General features: G+C 45.0%; 14 protein-coding genes and 1 pseudogene. 4 read left to right on the plus strand and 11 right to left on the minus strand.

All coding sequences use genetic code 11. From position 1 onward, the window contains the following. Nucleotides 1-39: 39 nt before the first annotated feature. The 7 genes and pseudogenes from AC6I2O_RS08360 to AC6I2O_RS08390 all read right to left on the minus strand — a co-directional run bounded on the left by AC6I2O_RS08360 (nt 40) and on the right by AC6I2O_RS08390 (nt 8684). The gene (locus tag AC6I2O_RS08360; protein ID WP_497742385.1) at nt 40-1188 is read right to left on the minus strand and encodes a CDP-glycerol glycerophosphotransferase family protein; all 1149 of its coding nucleotides are present in this window, start codon (nt 1186-1188) and stop codon (nt 40-42) included. Nucleotides 1189-1276: 88 nt separating this feature from the next. Further along, nucleotides 1277-3028: a CDP-glycerol glycerophosphotransferase family protein gene (locus AC6I2O_RS08365; RefSeq protein ID WP_497742386.1), complete on the minus strand. Its 1752-nt coding sequence runs from the start codon at nt 3026-3028 to the stop codon at nt 1277-1279. Between the two features lie 25 nt (nt 3029-3053). Next, nucleotides 3054-4187, minus strand: coding sequence for a UDP-galactopyranose mutase (gene glf, locus AC6I2O_RS08370; protein WP_497742502.1), 1134 nt, complete (start codon nt 4185-4187; stop codon nt 3054-3056). 264 nt (nt 4188-4451) lie between these two features. Next, nucleotides 4452-4967, minus strand: a pseudogene (locus AC6I2O_RS08375) (ABC transporter ATP-binding protein); the annotation flags it as partial. 112 nt (nt 4968-5079) lie between these two features. Continuing rightward, complete coding sequence (locus AC6I2O_RS08380) at nt 5080-5868, minus strand: ABC transporter permease (protein ID WP_120393496.1); 789 nt, start codon at nt 5866-5868, stop codon at nt 5080-5082. A gap of 438 nt (nt 5869-6306) precedes the next feature. Then, on the minus strand, nt 6307-7764 hold the full coding sequence (locus tag AC6I2O_RS08385; RefSeq protein ID WP_497742387.1) for a nucleoside hydrolase: 1458 nt from the start codon (nt 7762-7764) through the stop codon (nt 6307-6309). Between the two features lie 305 nt (nt 7765-8069). Next, a complete protein-coding gene (locus AC6I2O_RS08390; RefSeq protein ID WP_497742388.1) occupies nt 8070-8684 on the minus strand; it encodes a cytidylate kinase-like family protein in 615 nt (204 codons plus the stop codon). A gap of 266 nt (nt 8685-8950) precedes the next feature. Between AC6I2O_RS08390 and AC6I2O_RS08395 the strand changes: the two genes are divergently transcribed. Then, complete coding sequence (locus tag AC6I2O_RS08395; RefSeq protein WP_120393493.1) at nt 8951-9586, plus strand: lactate utilization protein; 636 nt, start codon at nt 8951-8953, stop codon at nt 9584-9586. A gap of 144 nt (nt 9587-9730) precedes the next feature. On the opposite strand, the gene AC6I2O_RS08400 is transcribed toward AC6I2O_RS08395, so the two are convergent. The 4 genes from AC6I2O_RS08400 to AC6I2O_RS08415 all read right to left on the minus strand — a co-directional run bounded on the left by AC6I2O_RS08400 (nt 9731) and on the right by AC6I2O_RS08415 (nt 17496). Next, a complete protein-coding gene (locus AC6I2O_RS08400; protein WP_497742390.1) occupies nt 9731-12601 on the minus strand; it encodes a hypothetical protein in 2871 nt (956 codons plus the stop codon). Between the two features lie 286 nt (nt 12602-12887). After that, nucleotides 12888-15509: a CDP-glycerol glycerophosphotransferase family protein gene (locus AC6I2O_RS08405; protein ID WP_497742391.1), complete on the minus strand. Its 2622-nt coding sequence runs from the start codon at nt 15507-15509 to the stop codon at nt 12888-12890. Beyond that, nucleotides 15502-15921: a glycerol-3-phosphate cytidylyltransferase gene (tagD, locus tag AC6I2O_RS08410; protein ID WP_120393490.1), complete on the minus strand. Its 420-nt coding sequence runs from the start codon at nt 15919-15921 to the stop codon at nt 15502-15504. Before tagD ends, AC6I2O_RS08405 begins: the two co-directional genes overlap by 8 nt. A gap of 27 nt (nt 15922-15948) precedes the next feature. After that, nucleotides 15949-17496, minus strand: a complete 1548-nt coding sequence (locus AC6I2O_RS08415) for a CDP-glycerol glycerophosphotransferase family protein (protein WP_497742392.1) — start codon at nt 17494-17496, stop codon at nt 15949-15951. A gap of 1098 nt (nt 17497-18594) precedes the next feature. On the opposite strand from AC6I2O_RS08415, the gene cysD reads away from it, so the two are divergent. From cysD to AC6I2O_RS08430, 3 genes are all read left to right on the plus strand, one after another. Further along, on the plus strand, nt 18595-19497 hold the full coding sequence (gene cysD / locus AC6I2O_RS08420; RefSeq protein ID WP_120393488.1) for a sulfate adenylyltransferase subunit CysD: 903 nt from the start codon (nt 18595-18597) through the stop codon (nt 19495-19497). Between the two features lie 2 nt (nt 19498-19499). After that, nucleotides 19500-21383 carry an adenylyl-sulfate kinase gene (cysC, locus tag AC6I2O_RS08425; RefSeq protein WP_497742393.1) on the plus strand — a complete coding sequence of 628 codons (1884 nt, stop codon included), beginning with the start codon at nt 19500-19502 and terminating at the stop codon, nt 21381-21383. Between the two features lie 75 nt (nt 21384-21458). Further along, nucleotides 21459-22637 (plus strand): hypothetical protein, encoded by a 1179-nt coding sequence (locus AC6I2O_RS08430; protein WP_497742394.1) that lies wholly within the window; start codon nt 21459-21461, stop codon nt 22635-22637. Nucleotides 22638-22652 lie beyond the last annotated feature (15 nt).

The following is a 22652-nucleotide window of genomic DNA, read 5'->3' on the forward strand; positions in this document are numbered from 1 at the left end:
TTCGCTCAAAGCACTGACCCGTGCATTCTGACATCCACTTTAGTTTTCGCTCTGTGTCGTTTCTTCTCCAAGTCCGGCCAGACCGAGAATCCGCTGCGTGGCCCGCCCGTCGCAGGCGCCCACATATTGTTCCCGAAATTCCTGTATTTCCTTTTTATGCTCTGCGTTCCAGACGCTGCTGCTTCTGATCGCTTCTGTAAGCTCCTGCCGCGTATCTGCCAGCTGGAACGGAATACTCAGATAATTCAGATAAAAACCGCGACCATCTTCATATTCCTGTAAATCCGGTGCAAACAACACAGCCGGTTTTTCATACAGCAGATAGTCAAACAGCACCGAAGAGTAATCCGTGATTAACACATCCGTCACGGCAAGCAGCTCCTCTGTCGGAATCGTACAGTTTGACACCCTTCCATGCGCATCCACATGCGGGTGGGCTTTGATAATGATATACCAATCCGGCGACAGCTCCTTTGCTGCTTCAAGAATCTGTTTTTGTCCTTCCAGACGCGGCGCGGCCGCATTTCCCCGAAAGGTGGGCGCCCACAGCGCAATTCTTTTTCCTCTTGCCTCCGGATACTGTTCAAAAAAATGTTTCCTGCATGTATCATTCCATGTCTGATCGAAATAATAGTCTGTCCGGCTGACTCCGGTTGCACGAATATGTGATTCTGACAGCCGAAGCGCCTGAGCGTGCACCGGCACGCAAATCTCGGCGCTGAGCGTCAGATACGTATAATTTCCGAACATATTTCCCCTGTAATTCTTCGGGATATCCTCGCCCGTGTCATATGCTATTTTTTTCATCAATCCGCAGGAATGCCAGAGCTGAACCACCGTCGTCTCCGGCCTTTTCCGACATGAGGCCACCGGAAGATAATAATCGCAGATAAACACATACTCCGCCACTGCATATCGCTTCATAAAACACAGCAGCGCGCGGAGCATTTCTCCAAACGGCATTCGGCCAAAATCACTGATAAATAACTCCGTACGGCACTGTCCCGCCGTTTCAAGCTCTGACACTGCCTCATACATCCGCCGCATGGAAAATGGCAGCTCCTCATGATGGGCATCCGCAAAAAGCACCAGCCCTTTTTGCACTGGGGCCCGGCTGAACCATCCGTAAATCACCGGAAGCAGCACATTCTGCAAAAACATCTTTAAATATTGCCTGATCCGAAACACGGCTGCCTCCTTTTCTCTCACTGTACCTCAATCTCATCTGCCGGACAGTCTGTAATATCTCTGTATCTTCATGTCTGCCTTTGACCTGTTACTTTTTTCTCTGCCTTCCTGCGGCTTTTCCGGATTGCTTCAGACGCTCCTGGTAACTTCGGGCATCCTCATAAATTCTCTTGCAGCTCTCAAAATCCTGATATGCAAAAAAATCATCCTGCCGTCTCCGGTAAAAGTCCTTCAGACGACATCCGTCTCTCATATAGTTGCAAAGCGTCTCTGCCAGTTCGTCTATGCCGGTACAAATCTCGCCAAAGCCCTGCGCCTCATAGAAAAACCCGCCCTCCTCATAATGCGGAGGCAGTGCAGGCGGATGAAAATAGACCACCGGCTTTCTCATATAGGCAAAATCAAACTGAACGCCGGAATAATCCGTCACCATCAGGCTCGACTGCGTCAGCAGCTCCTCATAATCTGCTTCAAGCGCAGATAAAATTTCCACTCCCTGAGCAGGACGAAAATCTTTTTTCTGCGCGCTGATTACCGGATGCAGAAGATACGCAATCTGATAACCCATCTGTCGGGCCGTCTCGCCAAGCTTTTCATGCTCTACAAACGCCTGATAAATCCGATAATACTCCGTATTTTTAAATTCCGGATTGTACGGCCGTGTCTGTCCCATTACGGAATGCATGGCCAGATAAGAGCGCCATGTGGGCGCGATCAAAATCTGCCTGCCATCCTGTGGCATCAGCCCGTCATACCTTGGAATACCGGTAAGCCGCAAAGTTTCCGGACAGTAATCATACGCAGGTTTGGATAAATTATCTACCTCATAGCGCGACGCACAGTAATACCGTTTGTTGTTATTCACGACCCGATTCGAATCGGCGCGAAGATCCTGTACCGAAAGTCCGTGCTGAATACACGCATTGACAGAGCGAAGGCGGTCCTGTACAAACCGGATCTCCCACTGATTAAAACCACAAAACGAAGGCACGCCACTGTGTGTTCCGAACACCATTGACGCATATAAATAACACATTCTCTGCTTCCAACTCCGGTATACAGCCGGCCGATAACCTTCGCGGCACAGCCTTTCATAATCAGGAACATCCTTTTTTATTACATAAACCGGGGATATCCCGTCCTCTTTCCTGCCCGTAACATATTTATAAAAATATTCACCGCAATCGCCGCCTTTATACAGCTTGTCAAACGTAAGCCAGATATTTTTCCGGCAATAGAACGGATAGGAAAGCCAGTATGCCAGGCGCATCAGAAACATTTTGCGCGATCCGTAGGATGCACGCAAAATTTCTTTCAGAAAACGAAACTCCTGCCTCACCCGCTCGGGTTTTCCCGTCCGACAAATCCTAATTCCTGCGGCCCGGCAAGCCCCAGGGTCAGCGCCTGCCAGTGTGATCATATAATCCTCAAAAAGCCACCATCCGTGCCGCAGCCCAGTGTGAAGCCTTGCCTGATAACACGTACTGACCACAGGCAAAACTTCTTCTTTTCCTTCCTCATCCGTCCAGATGAATGTCAGAATATTATCCCGCTGAAGCCTTTCTGGAGATACCTCTGCAAAAAAGGCCCTGCATCCGCAAAAAACCTTTTCATCCACTTCCGGCTGTGAAAATCTCTCCGTAAAATATACCGGAAGAGTTTCGCCATTTAGTTTCAGAGCAAACGAATCCGCCGCCATATCAGGCGGAATGGAACCATCCAGGCGAAGGATGCTTCCCTCGCGTTCCAAAAGCTCCAGCAAAACCCATGCCGCAGATTCCTTCTGATTTTTTGCTTCCCGACCTGCTTTTTCCTGCTTTTCCCCTGTCTGATTGCTCATTGATACCCTCACGCGCCCTGCCTGCTTACATCTTTATTTCCAGCTCTTTTTTTACATCTGCAAGGGCCGCCTCAATCACCTTATCCATATCATAATACTTATACTGACCAAGACGTCCGCCAAATATTACATGCGTTTCCTTCTCGGCAAGTGCACGGTATTTTTCATACAATTTACTGTTTTTCTCGTCGTTCACCGGATAATACGGCTCGCTTCCCGGTTTCCATTCCGTCGAATATTCCCGTGAAATAATCGTATAATCCTTCGGCTGCTCAAGCTCAGCCTCCGGTTCAAAATGCTTATGCTCAATGATTCTCGTATACGGCACCTCGCGATCCGTATAATTTACCACTGCATTTCCCTGATAATTTTCCTCTTCCAGACGCTCTGTCTCAAAGCGAACGGTCCGGTACTCCAGATGTCCATAACAGAAATCAAAATACTCGTCAATCATTCCTGTGTAAATCACCTTTTCAAACATATCCGGATTCTCTTTGCTATATTGGAAATAATCTGTCTCAAGCATAACATCCACATTTTCGAGCAGTTTTTCCACAATTCCGGTGTAGCCGCCGATCGGAATTCCCTGATGGCTGTCGTTAAAATAATTGTTGTTATACGTAAATCGAAGTGGAAGCCGTTTGATGATAAAAGCCGGCAAGTCTTTACAGTCTCTTCCCCACTGCTTTTCTGTATAGCCCTTAATCAGTTTCTCATACACATCCGTTCCGACCAGTGAAAGCGCCTGCTCTTCCAGATTTTGTGGCTCAGTAATATGAAGATCCGCAATCTGCTCCGCAATCCGCTCTTTTACTTCCTGCGGCTTTCGAAGGCCCCACAGCTTGCTAAATGTGTTCATATTAAACGGCAGATTATACAGCTCATCCTTATAAACCGCCACAGGAGAGTTAATATAATGATTAAATTTTGCACGCTTATTCACGTATTTCCATACTGCATCATTGCTGGTATGAAAAATATGTGCACCGTATTTGTGCACCTGAATGCCATCAACGTCCTCTGTATAAATATTTCCGCCAATGTGATCCCTTTTGTCAATGACCAGACAGCGCTTGCCTGCTCTCGTGAGTTCGCATGCGCATACTGCTCCGTACAGTCCTGCACCGACAATCAGATAATCGTATTTTTTGCGCTCCAGACGAAGCTGCTCCCGCCTCCGCTCCTTCCGCTCGCGCACCAAACGATTCTGTTCCTCCTTATAAGCATCGCAGACCTCTTGCGAACTGCCGATCATACGAACACGGCCGCCGTCAAGCCACACCGCATTTTCACAAAGCGACTTCACGGATTCAATATTGTGTGAAACAAACAGAAGTGTGGTCCCTCCGGAGAGCATCTGCCGCATACGCTCATTGCACTTCCTGCGAAAACGCATATCTCCTACTTCCAGAACCTCGTCCACAATCAGAATTTCCGGATTCACGATCGTTGCTACAGAAAAGCCCAGCCTGGCCTTCATACCGGAAGAAAAATTCTTCACCGGAGAATCCAGAAACTTCTTCAGATTGGCGAACTCGACAATCTCATCGAAATGCTCTTTCATAAACTCTCTGGAATGTCCCAGAACAAGCCCGTTCAGATATATATTTTCACGCGCGGTAAGCCTCCCGTCAAACCCTGCGCCAAGCTCAATGAGCGGCGCAATATTGCCCCGCACTTTCACACTTCCTTCATATGGCTTCAAAATACCGCTGATTGCCTTCAGCAGCGTTGACTTTCCGGAACCGTTTGCTCCCACAAGCCCCCAGGATTCACCCGGCTTTATCTTCAGATTGATATCCTGGAGGGCAAGAAACTCCTGGAACATCAGCTCCCGCTTCATAAGCTTAATTGCATATTCCTTCAGGTTATCTACATTTTCAGAAGCAAGATTAAAACGGATTTTCAGATCTTTTACTTCTATCGCATATTTGCTCATCTCAGTTCTCCATTTACTACGATAATATAGCTTACAAAAAGCTGCACAGCAGGCTCTCACCCGTCATTCGTTCTTATTGCCTTTTCCTCGAACGTATAAAATCAAATAAAAGTTAAATATAGAGGATAAATTTATCCTTACTTCGCTGGAAAGACCACACACCGATAAACAGCATGAAAAAAGCAATCAGCCAGCCGCCCCAGAAAACTCTTGGCCCGGGCAGGCGTCCATAATACACCAGGTCACGAAACTGCGCCACATAATAATACATTGGATTGAACGCTTTGATCAGAATCTGGATCTTGTCCGGCAAACGACTGATCTCATAAATAATCGGTGTAAGATACTGCCATGCGGTCGTCACTGCACCGTAAATATGTTCCATATCACGGAAGAAAACATTAAACTGTGCAAGGAAAAACCCAAGCCCGCAGCAGAAAATATAAAGCTGCAGAATCACCAGCGGCGTAAGCAGCATATGCCAGTGGAACGGAGACCGGGTCACAACCATAACAATCAGCAATGCTCCAATTGAAAAGACGAGATCCAGCATACAGCTTGTCACCTTGGCCAGTGTAAAAATATACTTGGGCACATAGACCTTCCGCAAAAGAGCCGCATTCCCGGTCACTGACTTCATCGCATTATTGGTACTACTCTTCATGAAGTCGAACAGCAGCCGTCCAGTCAGGAGATATACCGGATAATTTTCAATTCCCTTGCCCAGAAGATTGGAAAATACAAGAGTCAGAACAATCATGATCAAAAGCGGATTCAGAACACTCCACACATAACCAAGAAAACTCCTCCGATACTTCAGCTTCAAATCACGGGCTACCAGATCCCGAATCAAATCCTGGTACTTAAAAAGTGTCTTGATACGGTATTTAAAAAGTTTCATAAGTTTCCTCCGTATTTTCTTTATATTGCATCATTTTATCTTATCATATCCGTGTTTTCATTTCAACCTTCGAATGCCAGGTGTCGGGTACATGTGAATAGAGGACGCCTGCGAGACTGGCCATATCCCTCCGCAAACTCGCTTCCGCTCCGTTCGGCACGCAGCGGTACTAGGCGCGTTTCGCGCTTCGCTAAAACGCACCAAGTGCCGGCGGCCTCACAGGGTTTGCTATGGGATATGGCCAGTCTCGCAGGCTGTTCTGGTTTTTCCGCTACGGTGCAGGATTTCCGGTATATTTTTAAAAAAATAAAGAAAAGAGGATACTCCTGGGCATCTTATGCGCTCAGAAATATCCTCTGGGTATTTAGAGAAAAAATCTTATGATATCAGGTAAAAAATATTTATTTTTTCAATGTTTGTTGTTTTGGTTTATAATTCTTAGTTTTCCATAATTCTGAATGCGTCAATTCGTATAATACAATCCGAACTTGCTTCATTCTTTTCTTCCAGAAGAACCAGCTTGATCGTGTGGTCGCCTGGTTCCAGATCGTGTACGGAATACAGGCCCTGGCTTCCTACCCGCTTCTCTGCATATGTGTCAATTACTGCAACCTCTTCTCCGTCAAGCAGTACCTGGAACATTCCCTGATCGCTGTCAAGACCGCCGTAAACATCAATACCACATCCGTTAAAATCAAGAGACATATAAGCGCCTACAGAATTGCTATAGCTTACCAGATTATCGCTGCTCCAGATTCCCCACGTCTCGCCATTTGCTCCACGGCGATCGATACGGCCGTTCTTATCTTCAATACAAATAAACTTCCGTTCATCGGAATTATCTTTTTTAGCCTGAATCAGCACTTCATTCAATCTGGCTTCTACATCTTTTACATCAGCTTTTGCCACGAGGAATGCTCTCGATCCGGTCTCTTCATTCTTCTCAAATGTAACTCTTCCATCGTCAAGCACAGAGATATCGCCGCGCTCCATGGTCCAGTAATCTTCCAGACCCTCAACCGCATACATGACTGCTGTCAAATCCCAGCTCCAACGTGTCGCCAGACCAGTATCATCCGTCAGATAAAGATCATAGCTTAAACGAACCGGATTATCCTCCTCCATCTCATAACGACGCTCGCCGGTGTCAACATTAATACCAATTTCAAAGCCACTGAACATAATAGGCGCCGGACACTTTTCCACAACAAGCTGTGCTGCGGCCGGATCGCACATAAAATTATATTCTGCACTTTCAAAATCCTCGAAATTACCTCCCATACAGCACACAAGTTTTACTTTCTGCGCAACGAGATCAACGCCATTTAAATCACTGTATTCATCCGGTTCAGAATTCAGGAGTTCAGTCAGATTCGTCAGAAAGCCTACCGATGCAATCGTTACGCTGTGGTCCGGCTGGCTTGCCAGAACCTCACGGTATACGTCAACCGCATCCCGGGCATCTCTTCCGTCTACCATTGTGTTTTCGTATTTCATAGTTACTGGCTTGCAATAAGTATAGCTTTCAGGAGTAACCTCTGAAGGCCCCTTATATGTTCCGATCGGGATTTCCAGACGGCCATAATAGGTATTAATTGCTTCTGCACAAGGCGCTGCATACAGACATGCACTGTTGCAGACCACTGCCAGAAGATTTGCCCTTCCTTCACTCACATAAGAATGCAGCATTGCTAACCCGCCGGCATCGTCAACGTCATCTGCGATATCTGTATCATAAATAATATTTGCAACTCCCTCCGGGGCGGGCCAAGCCCCTTCATACTGTACATAAACAGGGCCTTCTTCTGCCGCATTCACGTTCTGCACACATGCCGTAGCTCCTAATACACTCGTCAGGCCCAGTGCCAGCGCTACTAAATTCATTCTTCTTTTCATCTTCTCCCACCTCTGTTTTCTATTTTCAATTCAGTTTTCTATTCAACGACGTTGCAGCTACAATCGATTGTACTTTTGATTATAAAAGTTTCGTCCCCCCCTTCATATGTAACACATGTCACATTTACAGTCATTATTTTCCATTTTTTTATTAAAAATTTACAATTTTCTTTTTTGTTAATTCGATATTCCATGAGTTATTTTGCTAGATCAAAGCTTCAAAAAATCAACAAATTAAACAAAAAAGAACCTCTCAAGTCATCCGACTCAAGAGGCGCTCTCTTTCTTATCTGCTACAAAATAGTCTAGTATTTCTGATTTTTATATTTGATATAGTCCATGATAAAGTCAACCGAACCATCTATTCCAAGCTCGCTGCTCTCAATGCAGAGATTGTAGCTTGCTGCCATACCCCATTTCTTTTCTGACTGGAAATTATAATAACTTGCACGCTTTTTATCCGTTTTCACCATCATATCCCGTGCCTTTGCATCTGAAAGATGGTATTCATCCATGACACGTGCGGCACGGAAATCTGAACCTGCGTGTACAAAAATACTGACCAGTCCCGGGCAATCCCGGAGAATATAGTCTGCACATCGTCCGACAATGACACATGACTCGCCGGAAAGTCTGCGAATCGAATCATACGTAGCCTGATAAATCTGCTGGTCGATCGTCGGTCCTGAATACAATGCAGAAGGATATACATCCATCACAATGGAATACAGAAGGCTGTTTGTCGGTTTCTCATCATAACTTTCAAGAACCTTCTCGCACAGACCACTTTCTTTTGCAATCAACTTCAGCAGTTCTTTATCATAAAATTTAATGCCCAGCTTTTTTGCCAGCTTTTCACCTATTTCGTGTCCGCCGCTCCCAAACTGTCTTCCAATCGTAATAATCACTTTTTTATCCATACACAATACCTCCTGCCCCAATAAAATGGTCCGTCCACTGCAAATTCTGTTCTTTGCAGCAGCTCTTCTGCTGTAAATGATCTGTCCGCAGCAGATTATAAAAATATTATAGCATGAATTCCATAAATTGTCCAAAAATAAATGGAGGTTTTCATTTTTATTATCATATGTTACAATCTTTAGAAGGTACTTGCATATAATAGGTCTGAGCGGAATGTTATGGAAAGCGGGCGCCGACTGATCTCTGATACAAAAAGGAGGATTTTATGTCACCAACAGAACAATACTATGAAATTCTGGCAAATTCTATTATCAAAGGGCTGGAGAAACGCGGAATGGAGGGGGCCTATTTTAAAACCTCAAAAGAAGCAGTTGCACATGTCCTTTCCATGCTGCCATCCAAAGCCTCTGTTTCCTGGGGCGGAAGTATCACACTGGAACAGACAGGTCTGATCGATGCACTGAAAGAAAAAGATTTGGAACTGATCGACCGGTCACTTGCTACTTCTTTGGAAGAAAAGAAGGTGGCCCAGCAGAGAGCATTTTGTGCAGACTATTACTTTATGAGCACAAACGCCATTACTGCTGATGGAGAACTCGTCAATATTGATGGAAACGGCAACCGCGTCGCTGCATTGATTTGCGGTCCGGAGCATGTCATCATCCTTGCAGGTATGAATAAAGTCGCTGCTGATACAGACGCAGCAATCCAACGAGTACATACAAGCGCTGCTCCGCCAAACACAATGCGCCTCGGCCTCCACACTCCCTGCAGCCAGACCGGCATCTGCAAAGACTGCCTGTCCCCCGACTGCATCTGTGCCCACACCGTCATCACCCGCTTTAACCGCAACAAAGGACGAATCAAAGTCCTGCTCATCGGAGAAATTTTGGGCTTCTAAAATACATAGCCCTTCTAAATCTGAAGAAACGCTTTAATCTGTGTTTCTCTAAAATAATAAAGTGTGCAGTTTCCATTTTCTTACCGAAACCGCACACCTCTCTATTTACTTAACCAATTGCAAATTCCTTCCAGTAAAACCTCTTTATTTAAAATCCTTCGGGAACAGCACAATATAATCATTCTCATCGTACCGCTTCTTTCCCATTGACAATTTACGGAAAAACTTATTCGAACGCGCAATCGCTTTTCCGGTCAGATCAATCACATCTGCAAGCGTTACTGGATTTTCTCCTTCCATAGCTTCCACAAGCTTCTGGCAAAGAACCTCCTGCGCCTCCTCACCGATCATATAATCCTGCGCATTCGCATAGATCTGTCCAAACCCTGCCAGTTCCTCTACCGTATATTCCGGAATATAGATCTGAGCAGTAAATTTCATCGTAAAACGCGGATGACGCATCAAAAGTTCATGAATATACTGCTGTTCATCCTCCAGAATCACCACCAGACCGTCAGTCCGGAACTCCATGGCTGTTGTAAGCTGCTCCACGGTGCCCGGCTCCAGATCTCCTGCTTCCTCCACGATCAGCGTACCGCCGGCGATTTTCGCAACTGTTGCCGCGATATCCTTACGGTTCAAATCTGCCGCGTAAATCTTTGCAATCTTCATCGTCTGGTTGCCCTTGTCGTGAGCAATCGCTTTTGCAATATTCATAGCCAGAGTTGTCTTTCCGGAACCATGCGCACCAAAAACCAGAATATTGCCACTGCGTGAAGTACGGTCATCTCCTTTAGCTTCTGCCTGGATGATTGCATTGGCAATCTGCTCCTCCAGACCTTCCACCTCTGTGAAACCGCTGAAAAGGCCTCTGAGATGCTGCGGAATCATCAGATATTCTTCCTCTTCATATGCCTGTTCTGCTTCATCATCATAATAGTCTTCTGCATTTTCTGCATATGGCAGCTCCTCGGAACGATCTTCTGAATATTCCATTTCATCAAAGATACGTTCATCGGCTTCGGAATAGGCCTGTTCAGCTGAACGGTTTTCGCCCTGCTCTTCTGTTCGTGTTTTTCCTGCCGGCTCTTCGAGCTTTTGTGCAATCTGATCGGTCGGAATCCGAATCGTCTTCTCCTGAAGAATCTCCTTCTTTGCGGCCTCCATCAGCTCCTCACGGCTTGCAATCCTGCGCGTCTTTCCAAGCTCGTCATCTTCTTCCATATATGTAGGAAGAGATCTTGCGTTTCTGAGCAGCTTTTCCGGGTGGTTCGTATACTGAAGCGCTTCGCGCTGAATATCGGTCAGTTCATCCGCAGCAGCATCCGCCATGGTTTTTGCCGTATCTGGAAATCTCAGTGCCCCGGCTTTTTTGTTTCTGCTTTCTGCACTGCTATCTGTACTTCTTTCTGAATCATCCTCTGAGATTTCTCTGGCGATTCTTTCATATTTTTCTTCTGACATCTTTTCTGACTTTTCTTTTATCGCCGGTTCTTCCTGACTGTCAGCACGCTCTTTGTCCTCTGATCTGCTCTTTACCCGGGATTTCTTCACCAATCTCTCCCGCCTTACGGGTGTCTCGTCTGCCAAGGTGACTACTTGATTTCCCTCTGCTCCACCCATCACAGATTTTTCCTGGCTTTCCTTCGCTTCATCCGCCTCAGAGTTTTCCTGGCCTCCACTTATGTCGTCTGCATCAGATCTCGCATCCATTTCATAGGACACTCTGTTTTCCTGACCGTCGTCTGTCCTATGACTGTCTTTCTGTGCCTCCGGCTCCTCACTGTCCATTTCGCCCAGTACGGCGTCCGTTATTCTTTTTCCTTTATCGCTCATAGAAAGAAGCACATCGTCAATAGAGAGCTGTCCTGCCGACTGCTCCGGCGCCTCCGGTATTTGAAGCGGAGGAACACTCTGTACTCTCGCATCCACAGACGCAGGAATATCATCCTCAGGCTGTTCTACATTTTTTACGACACCTGAGAGGATTTTCCTCATGCTCTTTGCAAGTTCCACCTGCAAATCTCCCGGCTCCAGAGGTATATCTTCCTCTTCCTCCTGAGGCTGAACCGTCTGTTCCTGCACGGATTTTTCCTCCGGCTGCTTCGTCTGCAGACTGCCCGGCCCAGGCTTTACACCCCGCCATACCTGTGTATCTGTTTTGCCCGGCATAATACGCGTGGATGCCAGCTGTTCGCCTGGTTCTTCCTCAGCGGCGAGCTGTTCTTCTTTCTTGTCCTTTTCTGCCTTATGTGCCGCCACCTGATTGGCAATTTCCCGCTCGGTCTGCGCCATGATACTTTCAGCCATAAACTCCCCTCCGGCTGCTCCGGTATCCGGCTCGACATTCTGTACAACGGTTTCCTTCTCCTCTGTTTCCTCCACAGGATCGGCCATTTTCTTTTGCAGACATTCGTCATAAATCTGCTTCTGCTTTGGTGTCAGCGCTGCGTACCTTTTTTTCAGTTCCAGTGCCTTCGCCACATATTTGCCGCTGTGAAACCAAAGCACCAGATCATCACAGGCTGCCAGACACTTCTGCATCTGTCCGGACTGCTGATACAACGTGGCCAGCTCATACGCCCAGCGCTCCGTGTACTCCTGTCCCAGATATTCCTCCAGAATCGCAATCAGCTCCTGTGTCTGGCTCCCTCTGCCTTTGTAAATTTTGTATTTTAAAATATATCGGTTGTTGTCATGCGGCGCTGCCTGCACATACTCCGTATAATACTCCAGCGCCTCATCAAATTGTCCCAGCGCGGTCGTCACCTCTACCAGACGGTACAGAACCGTCCGGCCCACCGGTGATCTGCGGTAGGCGCGAAGCAGCAGCGTCTTGCTCTCCTCCAGCCTTCCCGCTGCCTCATAGATCTCACTGATCAGGCAAAGTGTTCTGATATTTCGAACTCTCCGCCAGTCTATCGTATCTGCCAGATTCGCGGCTTCCTGATAATCTTCCTGATCTACCAGTTTGTCTATTTCCTCCAGCTTGAGATTGTACTCATACTTATCCAACTTTATTCACCCCGTTATTAATATTCACTCATCAATAAATCCTGTAACTCCGAACTCTGTACCGCAAATATCCCGCAGCAGCAATATCCTTCATCTGCCTCCTGCGCACATCCTTGCGGCTTCATTCCCTCTAAGCACACATCTGTACATGAAAATTACATAAAGCTTAAACTTTATGTAATCATATTTGGTTTTAGTGTACCATACCTGTATTTCCTTGTCAAAACCAACTGTCGTAAAAATATGGATTTTGTCACGTTTTGCATACAAAGACAGCACTTTGACACTACCTAGTACGTTTCTTTTCATGTTCCAGCATAACCGGATAAATCCGTTCGCAGTTGTGATGATCGGAAAACGCAAAAAAATCATCTGCCCGGCTCCGATAAAGATCCGGCATCTGGCAGTCATTTTTCATATATCTGCACAAAACATCAATCAATTCGTCATTCGTATGGCAAATCTCTCCAAATCCCATTGTGTCATAGAAAAATGCGCCTTCCTCATAATGCTGCGGAATATCATGATGATGCAGATAAATCACAGGCTTTCTCATATAGGCAAAATCAAACTGAACCCCTGAAAAATCTGTCACCATCAAGGCTCCCTCACAGAATATTTTCTCATAGCTCATTTCTCCGATCGACGGAATAATCTCAACCAGGTCATTTTGTACAAAATCATCCTTCTGCGGACTTACAATCGGGTGCAGAACATACTGAATCCGATATCCATATTTGCGTGCCTCCCCGAGCAGACGCGGATCATTAATCAGGCTGTTGTACACCTTATAATAACTCGTCTCTTTAAAATTGGGATTGTAAGTTCTGGAAACGCTTTCCGTCCCGCCAGTCGGCGGCAATGCAGACTGCATGCGCCAGGTAGGCGAAATGACCAGAATTTTCTGCGCACGGTTTTTCAGACCATCATATCTCGGAACTCCCGTCAGCTTCAGCGCATCATATCCCATATAATCATATTCCGGCTTGGAAAGATTCTGAATCTCATATTTTGAAGCACAAAAATAAAGATTCGTGTTGTCCCGCAGCCTCTGCTGCGCGATCGCAATTTTCTGCACGGACATTCCGTGCTGAACACATGCCACATCAAAATGAACATTTCCGCGAATCGGAAGGCTGCGCGCAAACGTATAACCGTTAAACGAAAATACAGTAGAATTAGAAGCAATCACCATATCCGCATTCAAAAATACGAGCCGGTGTTTCAGACTGTTGCGTACAAGCGGCTGGAAGCCCTCTGCTTTCATTCGCGCGTAGTCCGCTGAAGTTTTGTCCAGCAGATAATATTTTTTAATGCCGTCCTTCTGCCTGATTGCATAACGGTACATGTACTCAGAGGAATCTCCTCCTTTATAGATCTTGTCCATAAACAGCCAGATCTTCTGCCGTGTAAAATACGGCTGCAAAAGGAAATTCAAAATCTTAAGCGGAAGCTGCTCCCGATAAAAACCATCCTTCTTTTTCCACATCTGAAGCCATAGTGCAACCTCCTTTTTCAGGATTTTCCATTTACTGGACTGCACCACATGAATCCCTTTTCTGCTCCAGAAGGAAAGATACGTCCCGATACGCCAGTATATATACCCAAAATCTTTTGCAAAACGGCTCGTATGTGCCGGAAATGAATAGTCCATTATGTACTCATTTCCCTGTACCTTAAATATAAAATTTAAAATCCGCTCCTCTTTGGACGGTTCCACGGGAATTGAAACGTGAAACGTTTTCATGCGCGCGTAAGTCACGCCGAAACATTTTGTCCGCGCATATCTGCCATTATAAACCAGAGGATACTCCCGCTTCCCGAATCTGGCAAAAACCTCTGCATCCTGCTGCGAAAAAAAGTCGTTATACGTTCCGTCTATTTCCAGTTTTTCGTCTTTATAATCAATCTTAATAATCCGCAACGGGATCTGCTCCAGCTCGCAAAATACCTCTCCATCACTGATCAGCTGCATCTGCTCTTTAGTGCACCGAATTTTCGGATAATAAGAAAAATCCTGTTTTTTTAACCGCAAAAACAGCAGCAGACGACGTGTGTGAAGTCTGGCCGGGTGTGAAACTTTCTGGATACACAGCAACGTGGACATTGACACATACTGTAACGCCTTTGAAAACAGCTGGCAGTAATTCTCTGCCTCTTCTCTCGAAATAACATGCTTGTTCCGATTATCTTCATTCGCCCCAATACGCGTTTTAATCATATATATCACATACAGCTGCGTCAATAAATCTGTATCCTTGGTTGTGCCATTCTGTTCCAGATACGGCAGAAGGAATTTCTGAAATGGCTCATAATACCATTCCAGTGTATGACATCTGATATCATACTCATGATCGCATTCCAGCGACGTGGCATAAGAAAGAATCTCCGTTCCCAGATAACGGAACCTGGGAATCCTCCCCAAAATATAAAGCAAAGCCTGCTTCTCCGCCTCACACGGAAAGGCTGTACTTAAAAGAGCCTCTTTCAGAAGCGATGTACGAATCAGCAGTCCATAAAGATTTGCCGGAAATACCGCCGGTTCCTCTTGAATATGCACTTCCAGATCTTCTACGTCCCGGAGCAGAAAATACTCGCCTCTGCGCAGCGGCTTCTGGCTCTGCAACGCAGGCATTGCAAACGCCATTTCCGGATGCAAAGCTGCCTGCAACATTCGCTCCAGAAATCTTTCAGAAAAGGAATCTCCCTCATCTAAGAGAATTGTAAAAGTCCCCTCTGCCAAAGAAACCTTATCCAGACAATTCTTATGCGGCCTGTAAATATCAGGTTCCCATACCGGAATTATCTGTATTTTCTCTGCTGGCAGTGTCTGACGAGGAAAATCCTGTACAGGTCGCTCCTTCTCTGCATGATATGCATATAATACTGTAATGTCGTAACTATTCATTGCAGTTCAAACCTTTCTCTTTCTTCGCGCTCAGATTTGTTTTAATCTGGGTCGTGGAAATATCCGGCGTTCGCGACAGGTATATCACTTCGCAGTGTTCCTTCAAAAAGTCGAATTTTCCCTCCCAGTCATCCCCCATCACAAAAGTATCCACACGAAATTCCTTCACATCGGATAATTTCTGTTCCCAGGACTCCTCCGGAATCACCAGATCCACATATCGGATTGCTTCCAGAAGCTGTTTGCGCTTTTCATAGCTGAAATAACATTTTTTGGATTTGCTGTTCCAGTTAAATTCATCCGTCGACAAAGCTACGATCAGGTAATCTCCCAGTTCCTTTGCACGCCGCAGCAAATTAATATGCCCATAGTGAAGCAAGTCAAACGTTCCATACGTTATCACCTTTTTCATTTTCCATCTCCTTATTTCAAACAGATTTTAACGTTTTACCCATCTGCGCACTACCCGTAAAATCCGTTTACAGTAGTTTATCATATACCGACAATAGCGTTTACATCGTGCCAGAATAGAATTTTTCTGATCAGCGCTTTCCTTCCCCTTAGGTTTCAAAGGTTTTTTATCTACAAGTCCGAGTAATTCAAGCAGCCGCTCGCATGCATGTCCATCACAACTGCACATGAAACGATTTTTAAAATTTGTAATTACCGTTTTATCAAATCCGTGCTTTAGATCCTTAATGTAACGAATCATCTCCTCATTCGTACGGCAGAGCGGTCCCGGCGTTATTTCATTAAAATCATAATAAAGTCCACGATTATCAATATACTCATCTAAATCATATACAAAAAACAGAAGCGGCCGTTCAAATACGGAAAATTCAAACGCTACAGAAGAATAATCTGTAATGCAAATATCCGCAATTGTCATAAGTTCATTGATATTCATACCTCTGCCACGTGTCATATCATAAGCAAATGTATCCCTGTAGGGTTCCGGAATCTCAGACACATTTTGTACTGTCTGATGATGCTTTATGATAAGAATATAATCGTCGCCCAACTCCTTTGCAAATGCCGCAATATCCAGGGCATCCGGAGAAACCCGGTGAGGATCAACGCCCCGATACGTCGGCGCATATAAAATAATCTTTTTATCTTGAGCCGCAGGAATCGCTTTATAAAGCTTCTGATAACACTTCTCTACATAACCATTGTCAAATATTTCATCCGTACGACAAACGCCAATCGGCTGAATCACCCCGCTGTCTTTTGAAATACCCATAAACTCTTCAAAAACCCAGGTCAGTTCCGGACTGGCAATTGTAACAACAGAATATTTGTTATATTCTGGAAATTCTTCATAGCGAGCCATGCTTTTGAAGCCCTTTTTCCCAATTGTGCTCAAACCAATGTGTTTAAAAACTCCGCAGCCGTGCCAAAGCTGGACGATTTTTGTCTCCGGCCGAATCTCCAGATACCCCATAAGGTTGTTTGATTCATGCACAAACACAGCCCGGGCTGTCGCCATATCACGAATAAACCACGCTGCATTCATATAATACTCCAGCCTAGTAACCTCTCCCCGATGAAGCTCATACAGTGCAAGTGGATACGTATACTCCTTTTTCAATTTCTTATAAAGATAACGGAAACTTTCATTTAACCCCCGTCGTGGCTGCATAAACAGAAGCATATTCGTAACCGGTTGATATGCTCCTAAATCATAAATAACCGGAAGCAAATGCTTAATACAGAAACGGTCAAGCCGAAGATTCTCCTCTTTTCCGTCCTTGCTTTCCATCTTCAGAATCCGATCCAACAGATTCACTGCCACCTCTGCATTTTCTGGTGTATTCTCCTCATGAAAAACAAGATACAACAACTCCATTGTATCCAAAACCTGCGTATCATCAAATGAATATTCTTGACAGAGGTCATTCCGGAATTTATCGATCCGCTGTGCATGGTTCTCTGTCAAACGCTCACCAAAGCTCTCTAAAAATACTTTTATCTTTTCTTCATACATCGTAATATTCTCCATAAACGTAATTAATTACACCTATCTTACTTCAAAAACAGATTTCAGTCAACGACATCAAATTTGTAGAATTTTCCTTCCGTCTTCACGCAAAAACAGGAGGTACTGCATTTACAGCATCTCCTGCTTTTTTGATTTAATTTTTAGTTCAGAGTTTTTTGTTTTTATTCTGTTTCAGATTTTAATTTGTATTTTTTAATTTGTGTTTTTTAATCTGTGTTTCAGTTACGTGTTATTTTTGTGCCTTTTTATTCAGTTTTACTTGTCTTTCTCTTTATCTGCTCAATTGGAGAGGTATCTTTCCTGTTTTATTTATAAAAGTATCGTCTGTTTCTTTACACATATTGTCCTTTTATAAACCATGTGGCTTTTCTCTGTCAGGCGCTGGAACTCTTACCGCTTTTACATCTTTCCTTTCGATGTTCTTTTCTTTGCTCTTTCACTCGTCTCCAGCCGCTTCTTTCCTGATCTGTCTGTTCTAAAAACAATCGAACCTGCGCGTTCGTTTTTCTACACTACCTGGATAAATGTACTCTGTCAACGGATTCCTTCTCTCTCCAATTACCGTTTCTTTTTCGATACTCTTGAATCACTTCTGACAGAGGTCTTTTTCACAGGAAACATTTATCCTGCCACATGTATCAGCTAAATGATGCGAAACGCTATCCACTGGTATCGACCTCCAATCCTTCCGAAACCTTCATTGTCTATAGGTACTCTTCTATAGGAACAACAAATGTTTTGTTGATGTCTGTATCTTAACAAATCTCCTTTTATTTGTCAATATTTAATTTTTATTTTTCTTTATTATTTTTTATATATGTATTTTTATTTTATATTTTCTCTTAATAATATATATTTTTTATATTTTTCTGATTTTTATAACAGAAAAGTCATTTTACACATGATTCTGTTTTGCATTCATCTGCCAATAATCAGCAGTAATATTTCTGTAATAATATTCATTTTTACGTAATCTTAACATATTTCTATCACAATCTTTCCCTATTATAAATGCGTTTGAATGAAGATTAAATTTACGATTTGTATCCTGCTTCAGACTAACCAAAACAAGGAGTTAATTTCATGAGCGATATGACCCATCTCGACAAACTGGAGGCAGAAGCTATCTATATTATGCGGGAGGTTGCATCTGAATGTGAAAAACCTGTCATGCTGTACTCAATCGGCAAGGATTCTTCCGTCATGCTGCACCTGGCTCTCAAAGCATTTTATCCGGAAAAGCCGCCTTTTCCATTTCTGCATGTAAATACAACCTGGAAATTCAGGGAAATGATCGCATTTCGTGACCGGACTGCAAAAAAATACGGGCTCGAAATGCTGGAATATATCAACAAAGACGGCCTTGCCCAGGGTATCAACCCGTTTGACCACGGCGCAGCCTACACAGATATTATGAAAACGCAGGCGCTCAAGCAGGCCCTGGATCACTATGGTTTTACGGCTGCTTTCGGAGGCGGACGGCGTGATGAAGAAAAATCACGCGCAAAAGAACGGATTTTTTCTTTCCGCAATGAACAGCATGCTTGGGACCCGAAAAATCAGAGGCCAGAAATGTGGAAGTTATACAATACCAGAATCCGTCCCGGTGAAGAAATCCGGATTTTTCCGATTTCAAACTGGACAGAGGCGGACATCTGGCAGTATATCCGTCGGGAAAATATTGAGATTGTTCCCTTATATTTTGCAAAGGAACGTCCTTTTGTTCAGAGGGACGGAAATATCATTATGCTGGATGACGACCGTCTGAAGCTCAGAGACGGTGAGACGGTACAGTACGATCACATCCGGTTCCGCACACTTGGCTGCTATCCTCTGACTGGCGGCGTCAAAAGTCAGGCAGATACACTGGAGGCCATTATTGCAGAAACGTTAAGCGCCGTCTCCTCAGAACGAACCAGCCGTGTCATCGACAGCGATGGCGGCAGTGCCAGTATGGAAAAGCGCAAGCGGGAGGGATATTTTTAACTATGAATACTCTTTTAAAATTTATCACCTGTGGAAGTGTGGATGACGGAAAATCCACTCTGATCGGCCACATGTTATACGACGCGAAACTGCTTTTTGCCGATCAGGAGCAGGCGCTTCTGCTCGACAGCCAGATGGGCTCACGAGGAGGCGCGATCGACTATTCGCTCCTGCTCGACGGACTTATGGCAGAGCGGGAGCAGGGCATTACAATTGATGTGGCCTACCGATATTTTACGACAGAAAAACGCTCTTTCATTGTTGCAGATACTCCCGGCCATGAGGAATACACCCGGAACATGGCAGTCGGCGCTTCCTTTGCTGAACTTGCCGTTATTCTTGTAGATGCCACGCACGGCGTTCTCACACAGACAAGACGTCACACCCGCATTTGTTCCATGATGGGCATTCGTCATTTTGTGTTTGCCGTAAATAAAATGGACCTGATCCGATACGATGAAACTCGTTTTGAAAAAATCACCGCTGATATCCGTCGGATGATGGCAGAATATGAATTCACTTCCCTGAAAATTTTTCCAGTATCCGCAACAGAAGGCGATAATATTACCACACGCTCAAAGCAAATGTTATGGTACAGAGGCACCTCCCTGCTTACTTATCTTGAAAACATCCGAACAGGGCAGGAAGACGACAGCACCAGTTTTCTTATGCCCGTACAGCGCGTATGCAGGCCGGATTCTTCCTTCCGGGGATTTCAGGGACAGATTGAAGCCGGGATGATCAAAACAGGTGACACGATCACAACGCTTCCCTCCGGGGAAAAAGCTGTTGTCAGTCAGATTCTTGATGCCGGAAAAGCTGCTGATTCTGCCGGATGCGGACATGCTGTGACAATCACCCTTGACCGTGAAGTAGATGTCTCCCGCGGATGTGTCCTTGTAAAAGATGCCAGTCTCTGCGTTGGTTCCCTTTTTACAGTACGTCTCCTCTGGATGGACGATGCTCCGCTAGTTGCCGGAAAAAATTATTATCTGAAGCTTGGCACTAAACTGATTCCAGCCGTTGTCCTGCATATCAATCATAAAATTGATGTAAATACCGGCAACGAAGTACCGGCAGATACCACCTTTAAAAATGAAATTGCCGAATGTGATATTTCTGTGTCCGATAAAATTGTTTTTGACCGGTTTCAAAACAGTCCGGCTCTTGGTTCTCTGATCCTGATCGACCGCATTACCAATATGACTTCTGCCTGTGGCGTCGTTTTAAAAAACATCAAACGCTCCGATAATCTTACCTGGCAGAAGCTTGAAGTTACCAGAGAGTTCCGCGCACAGCAAAAAGAACAGATTCCTGTGACCATCTGGATGACCGGTCTGTCCGGTTCCGGAAAATCAACTGTGGCAAATGCACTGGAAAAAAGGCTTGTTTCACTCGGCCTTCATACGATGCTTCTCGACGGCGACAATATCCGCATGGGATTGAATCGCAATCTCGGCTTCAAGGAAGCGGATCGGATCGAAAACATCCGCCGGATTGCCGAGGTCGCAAGGCTGATGAACGATGCCGGGCTGATTGTGATCACTGCTTTTATTTCACCTTATGCGCAGGATCGTCTGAGCGCCCGTGAAATCATCGGAAAGGACAGCTTCTTTGAAATTTACGTCAACACACCTCTGGAAGAATGTGAGCGGCGCGACGTAAAAGGACTGTACAAAAAAGCGCGCAGCGGTGATCTCCCTGATTTTACAGGTATCTCAAGTCCTTACGAAGCGCCTGACTGTCCGGATGCCCTCATCGATACATCGGACCGGAAGATACAGGAATGCGTCGACCAGATTCTGCAAGCGCTTGAAGAACGGGAACTGCTGCCCGCACGCGTTGCTTCAGTTTCGCAACAGTCCAACTCAAATCTGCTTCTTTGAAACTGGACGCATATTTAAATTCAGTTACATGCATCCCAAACAAATTCAGTCTTATTAAGACTCAGGAGAAAATCTATGACCACCGTATATTTACACATCGGGCTTCCAAAAACAGGAACTACCGCTATTCAGAACTTCCTTACCGCCAATGATGCTGTCCTGAAAAGTCACGGCATCTGTTTCCCTGATCTCGGACTGCGTTATTCTGGTATCGGCTGGCGCAGAAACGCTCATTTCCTTATCCGGGCTTATAAAAATAAAAACGGGAAAAAGGACAGAACCCGCCCCTGTACGGAGTATAATGCCACTTTGGATAAAATCGCCCTGCTTGGCTCCAGTTATGAAAAAATTATCCTTACCGATGAAGCCATTTGGCGTGCCAGCCAGAGCCGCCCCAATTTCTGGACAAGGATTCGCGAAGATTTTTCCAAAAGAAATATGGAGCTGCGCATCATTGTTTATCTGCGCCGTCAGGACGAATTTGTACAGTCTCTGTACCGCCAGAAAGTAAAGTCCTCCTCCACCTGCCTGCCTTTCGCTGACTATCTGAGGGAATTGCAGAAAATCAATTATCCGCTGGACTTTCTTTCTTATCTGAATACACTCTCGGATGTTTTCGGAAAAGACAATCTCATCGTACGAATATACGGAAACAACCAATACCGCGGAAAAGAGCATACATTGATTTCTGATTTTCTCGATATTTTCGGGCTTTCCCTTGAGGATGATTTTAAAAACAGTAAGAGTGTCTATAATCCAAGCCTGAATGGCACGTATCTTGAGCTGCGCCGAATTTTAAACGCACTCCCCGTGTCCCCCATAAAAAACGGGATTCTTCGAAAAAGCATCGGTGAGATCCTTCGTAGCAATCCTTATACGACAGAACCTGATAAGAATACGCTCTTCCAGGAGGGGAAACAGGCTGAATTTCTGGATCAGTTTGCACTGTCCAACAGGCAGGCAGCACAGAAATACCACGCTGCAAATCCTGATGAAAATACGCCAGATTCCCAAACCGCTACAGCAAAAAACTGCCAGGATTCCGATGGTCTCTTTTTTGCTCAAATCGAAGATCTTCCAGTACATGAGGTACCTACCGAAGACCTGCTGCGCGATGTCATACTCATATATGGTAATGCAATTCAACAGTTGGAACAGCAGAACAAAAGACTTGAGGCAAAAATCCGAGAATTGCAAAATGACGCTCTGTGGTTTCGGTTGAAGAGAAAACTGCGGCATTTATTCAAAAAATAATTATAAAGAGGACGG

The organism is Blautia sp. St.27G3 (genome assembly GCF_059728505.1).

Excerpts from the sequence above, each read along its gene's own strand:
- AC6I2O_RS08365 (WP_497742386.1), bottom strand. The coding sequence starts at position 3,028 with ATGAGCAATCAGACAGGGGAAAAGCAGGAAAAAGCAGGTCGGGAAGCA.
- AC6I2O_RS08380 (WP_120393496.1), bottom strand. The coding sequence starts at position 5,868 with ATGAAACTTTTTAAATACCGTATCAAGACACTTTTTAAGTACCAGGAT.
- AC6I2O_RS08385 (WP_497742387.1), bottom strand. The coding sequence starts at position 7,764 with ATGAAAAGAAGAATGAATTTAGTAGCGCTGGCACTGGGCCTGACGAGT.
- AC6I2O_RS08390 (WP_497742388.1), bottom strand. The coding sequence starts at position 8,684 with ATGGATAAAAAAGTGATTATTACGATTGGAAGACAGTTTGGGAGCGGC.
- AC6I2O_RS08395 (WP_120393493.1), top strand. The coding sequence starts at position 8,951 with ATGTCACCAACAGAACAATACTATGAAATTCTGGCAAATTCTATTATC.
- AC6I2O_RS08405 (WP_497742391.1), bottom strand. The coding sequence starts at position 15,509 with ATGAATAGTTACGACATTACAGTATTATATGCATATCATGCAGAGAAG.
- tagD (WP_120393490.1), bottom strand. The coding sequence starts at position 15,921 with ATGAAAAAGGTGATAACGTATGGAACGTTTGACTTGCTTCACTATGGG.
- AC6I2O_RS08415 (WP_497742392.1), bottom strand. The coding sequence starts at position 17,496 with ATGTATGAAGAAAAGATAAAAGTATTTTTAGAGAGCTTTGGTGAGCGT.
- cysD (WP_120393488.1), top strand. The coding sequence starts at position 18,595 with ATGAGCGATATGACCCATCTCGACAAACTGGAGGCAGAAGCTATCTAT.
- cysC (WP_497742393.1), top strand. The coding sequence starts at position 19,500 with ATGAATACTCTTTTAAAATTTATCACCTGTGGAAGTGTGGATGACGGA.
- AC6I2O_RS08430 (WP_497742394.1), top strand. The coding sequence starts at position 21,459 with ATGACCACCGTATATTTACACATCGGGCTTCCAAAAACAGGAACTACC.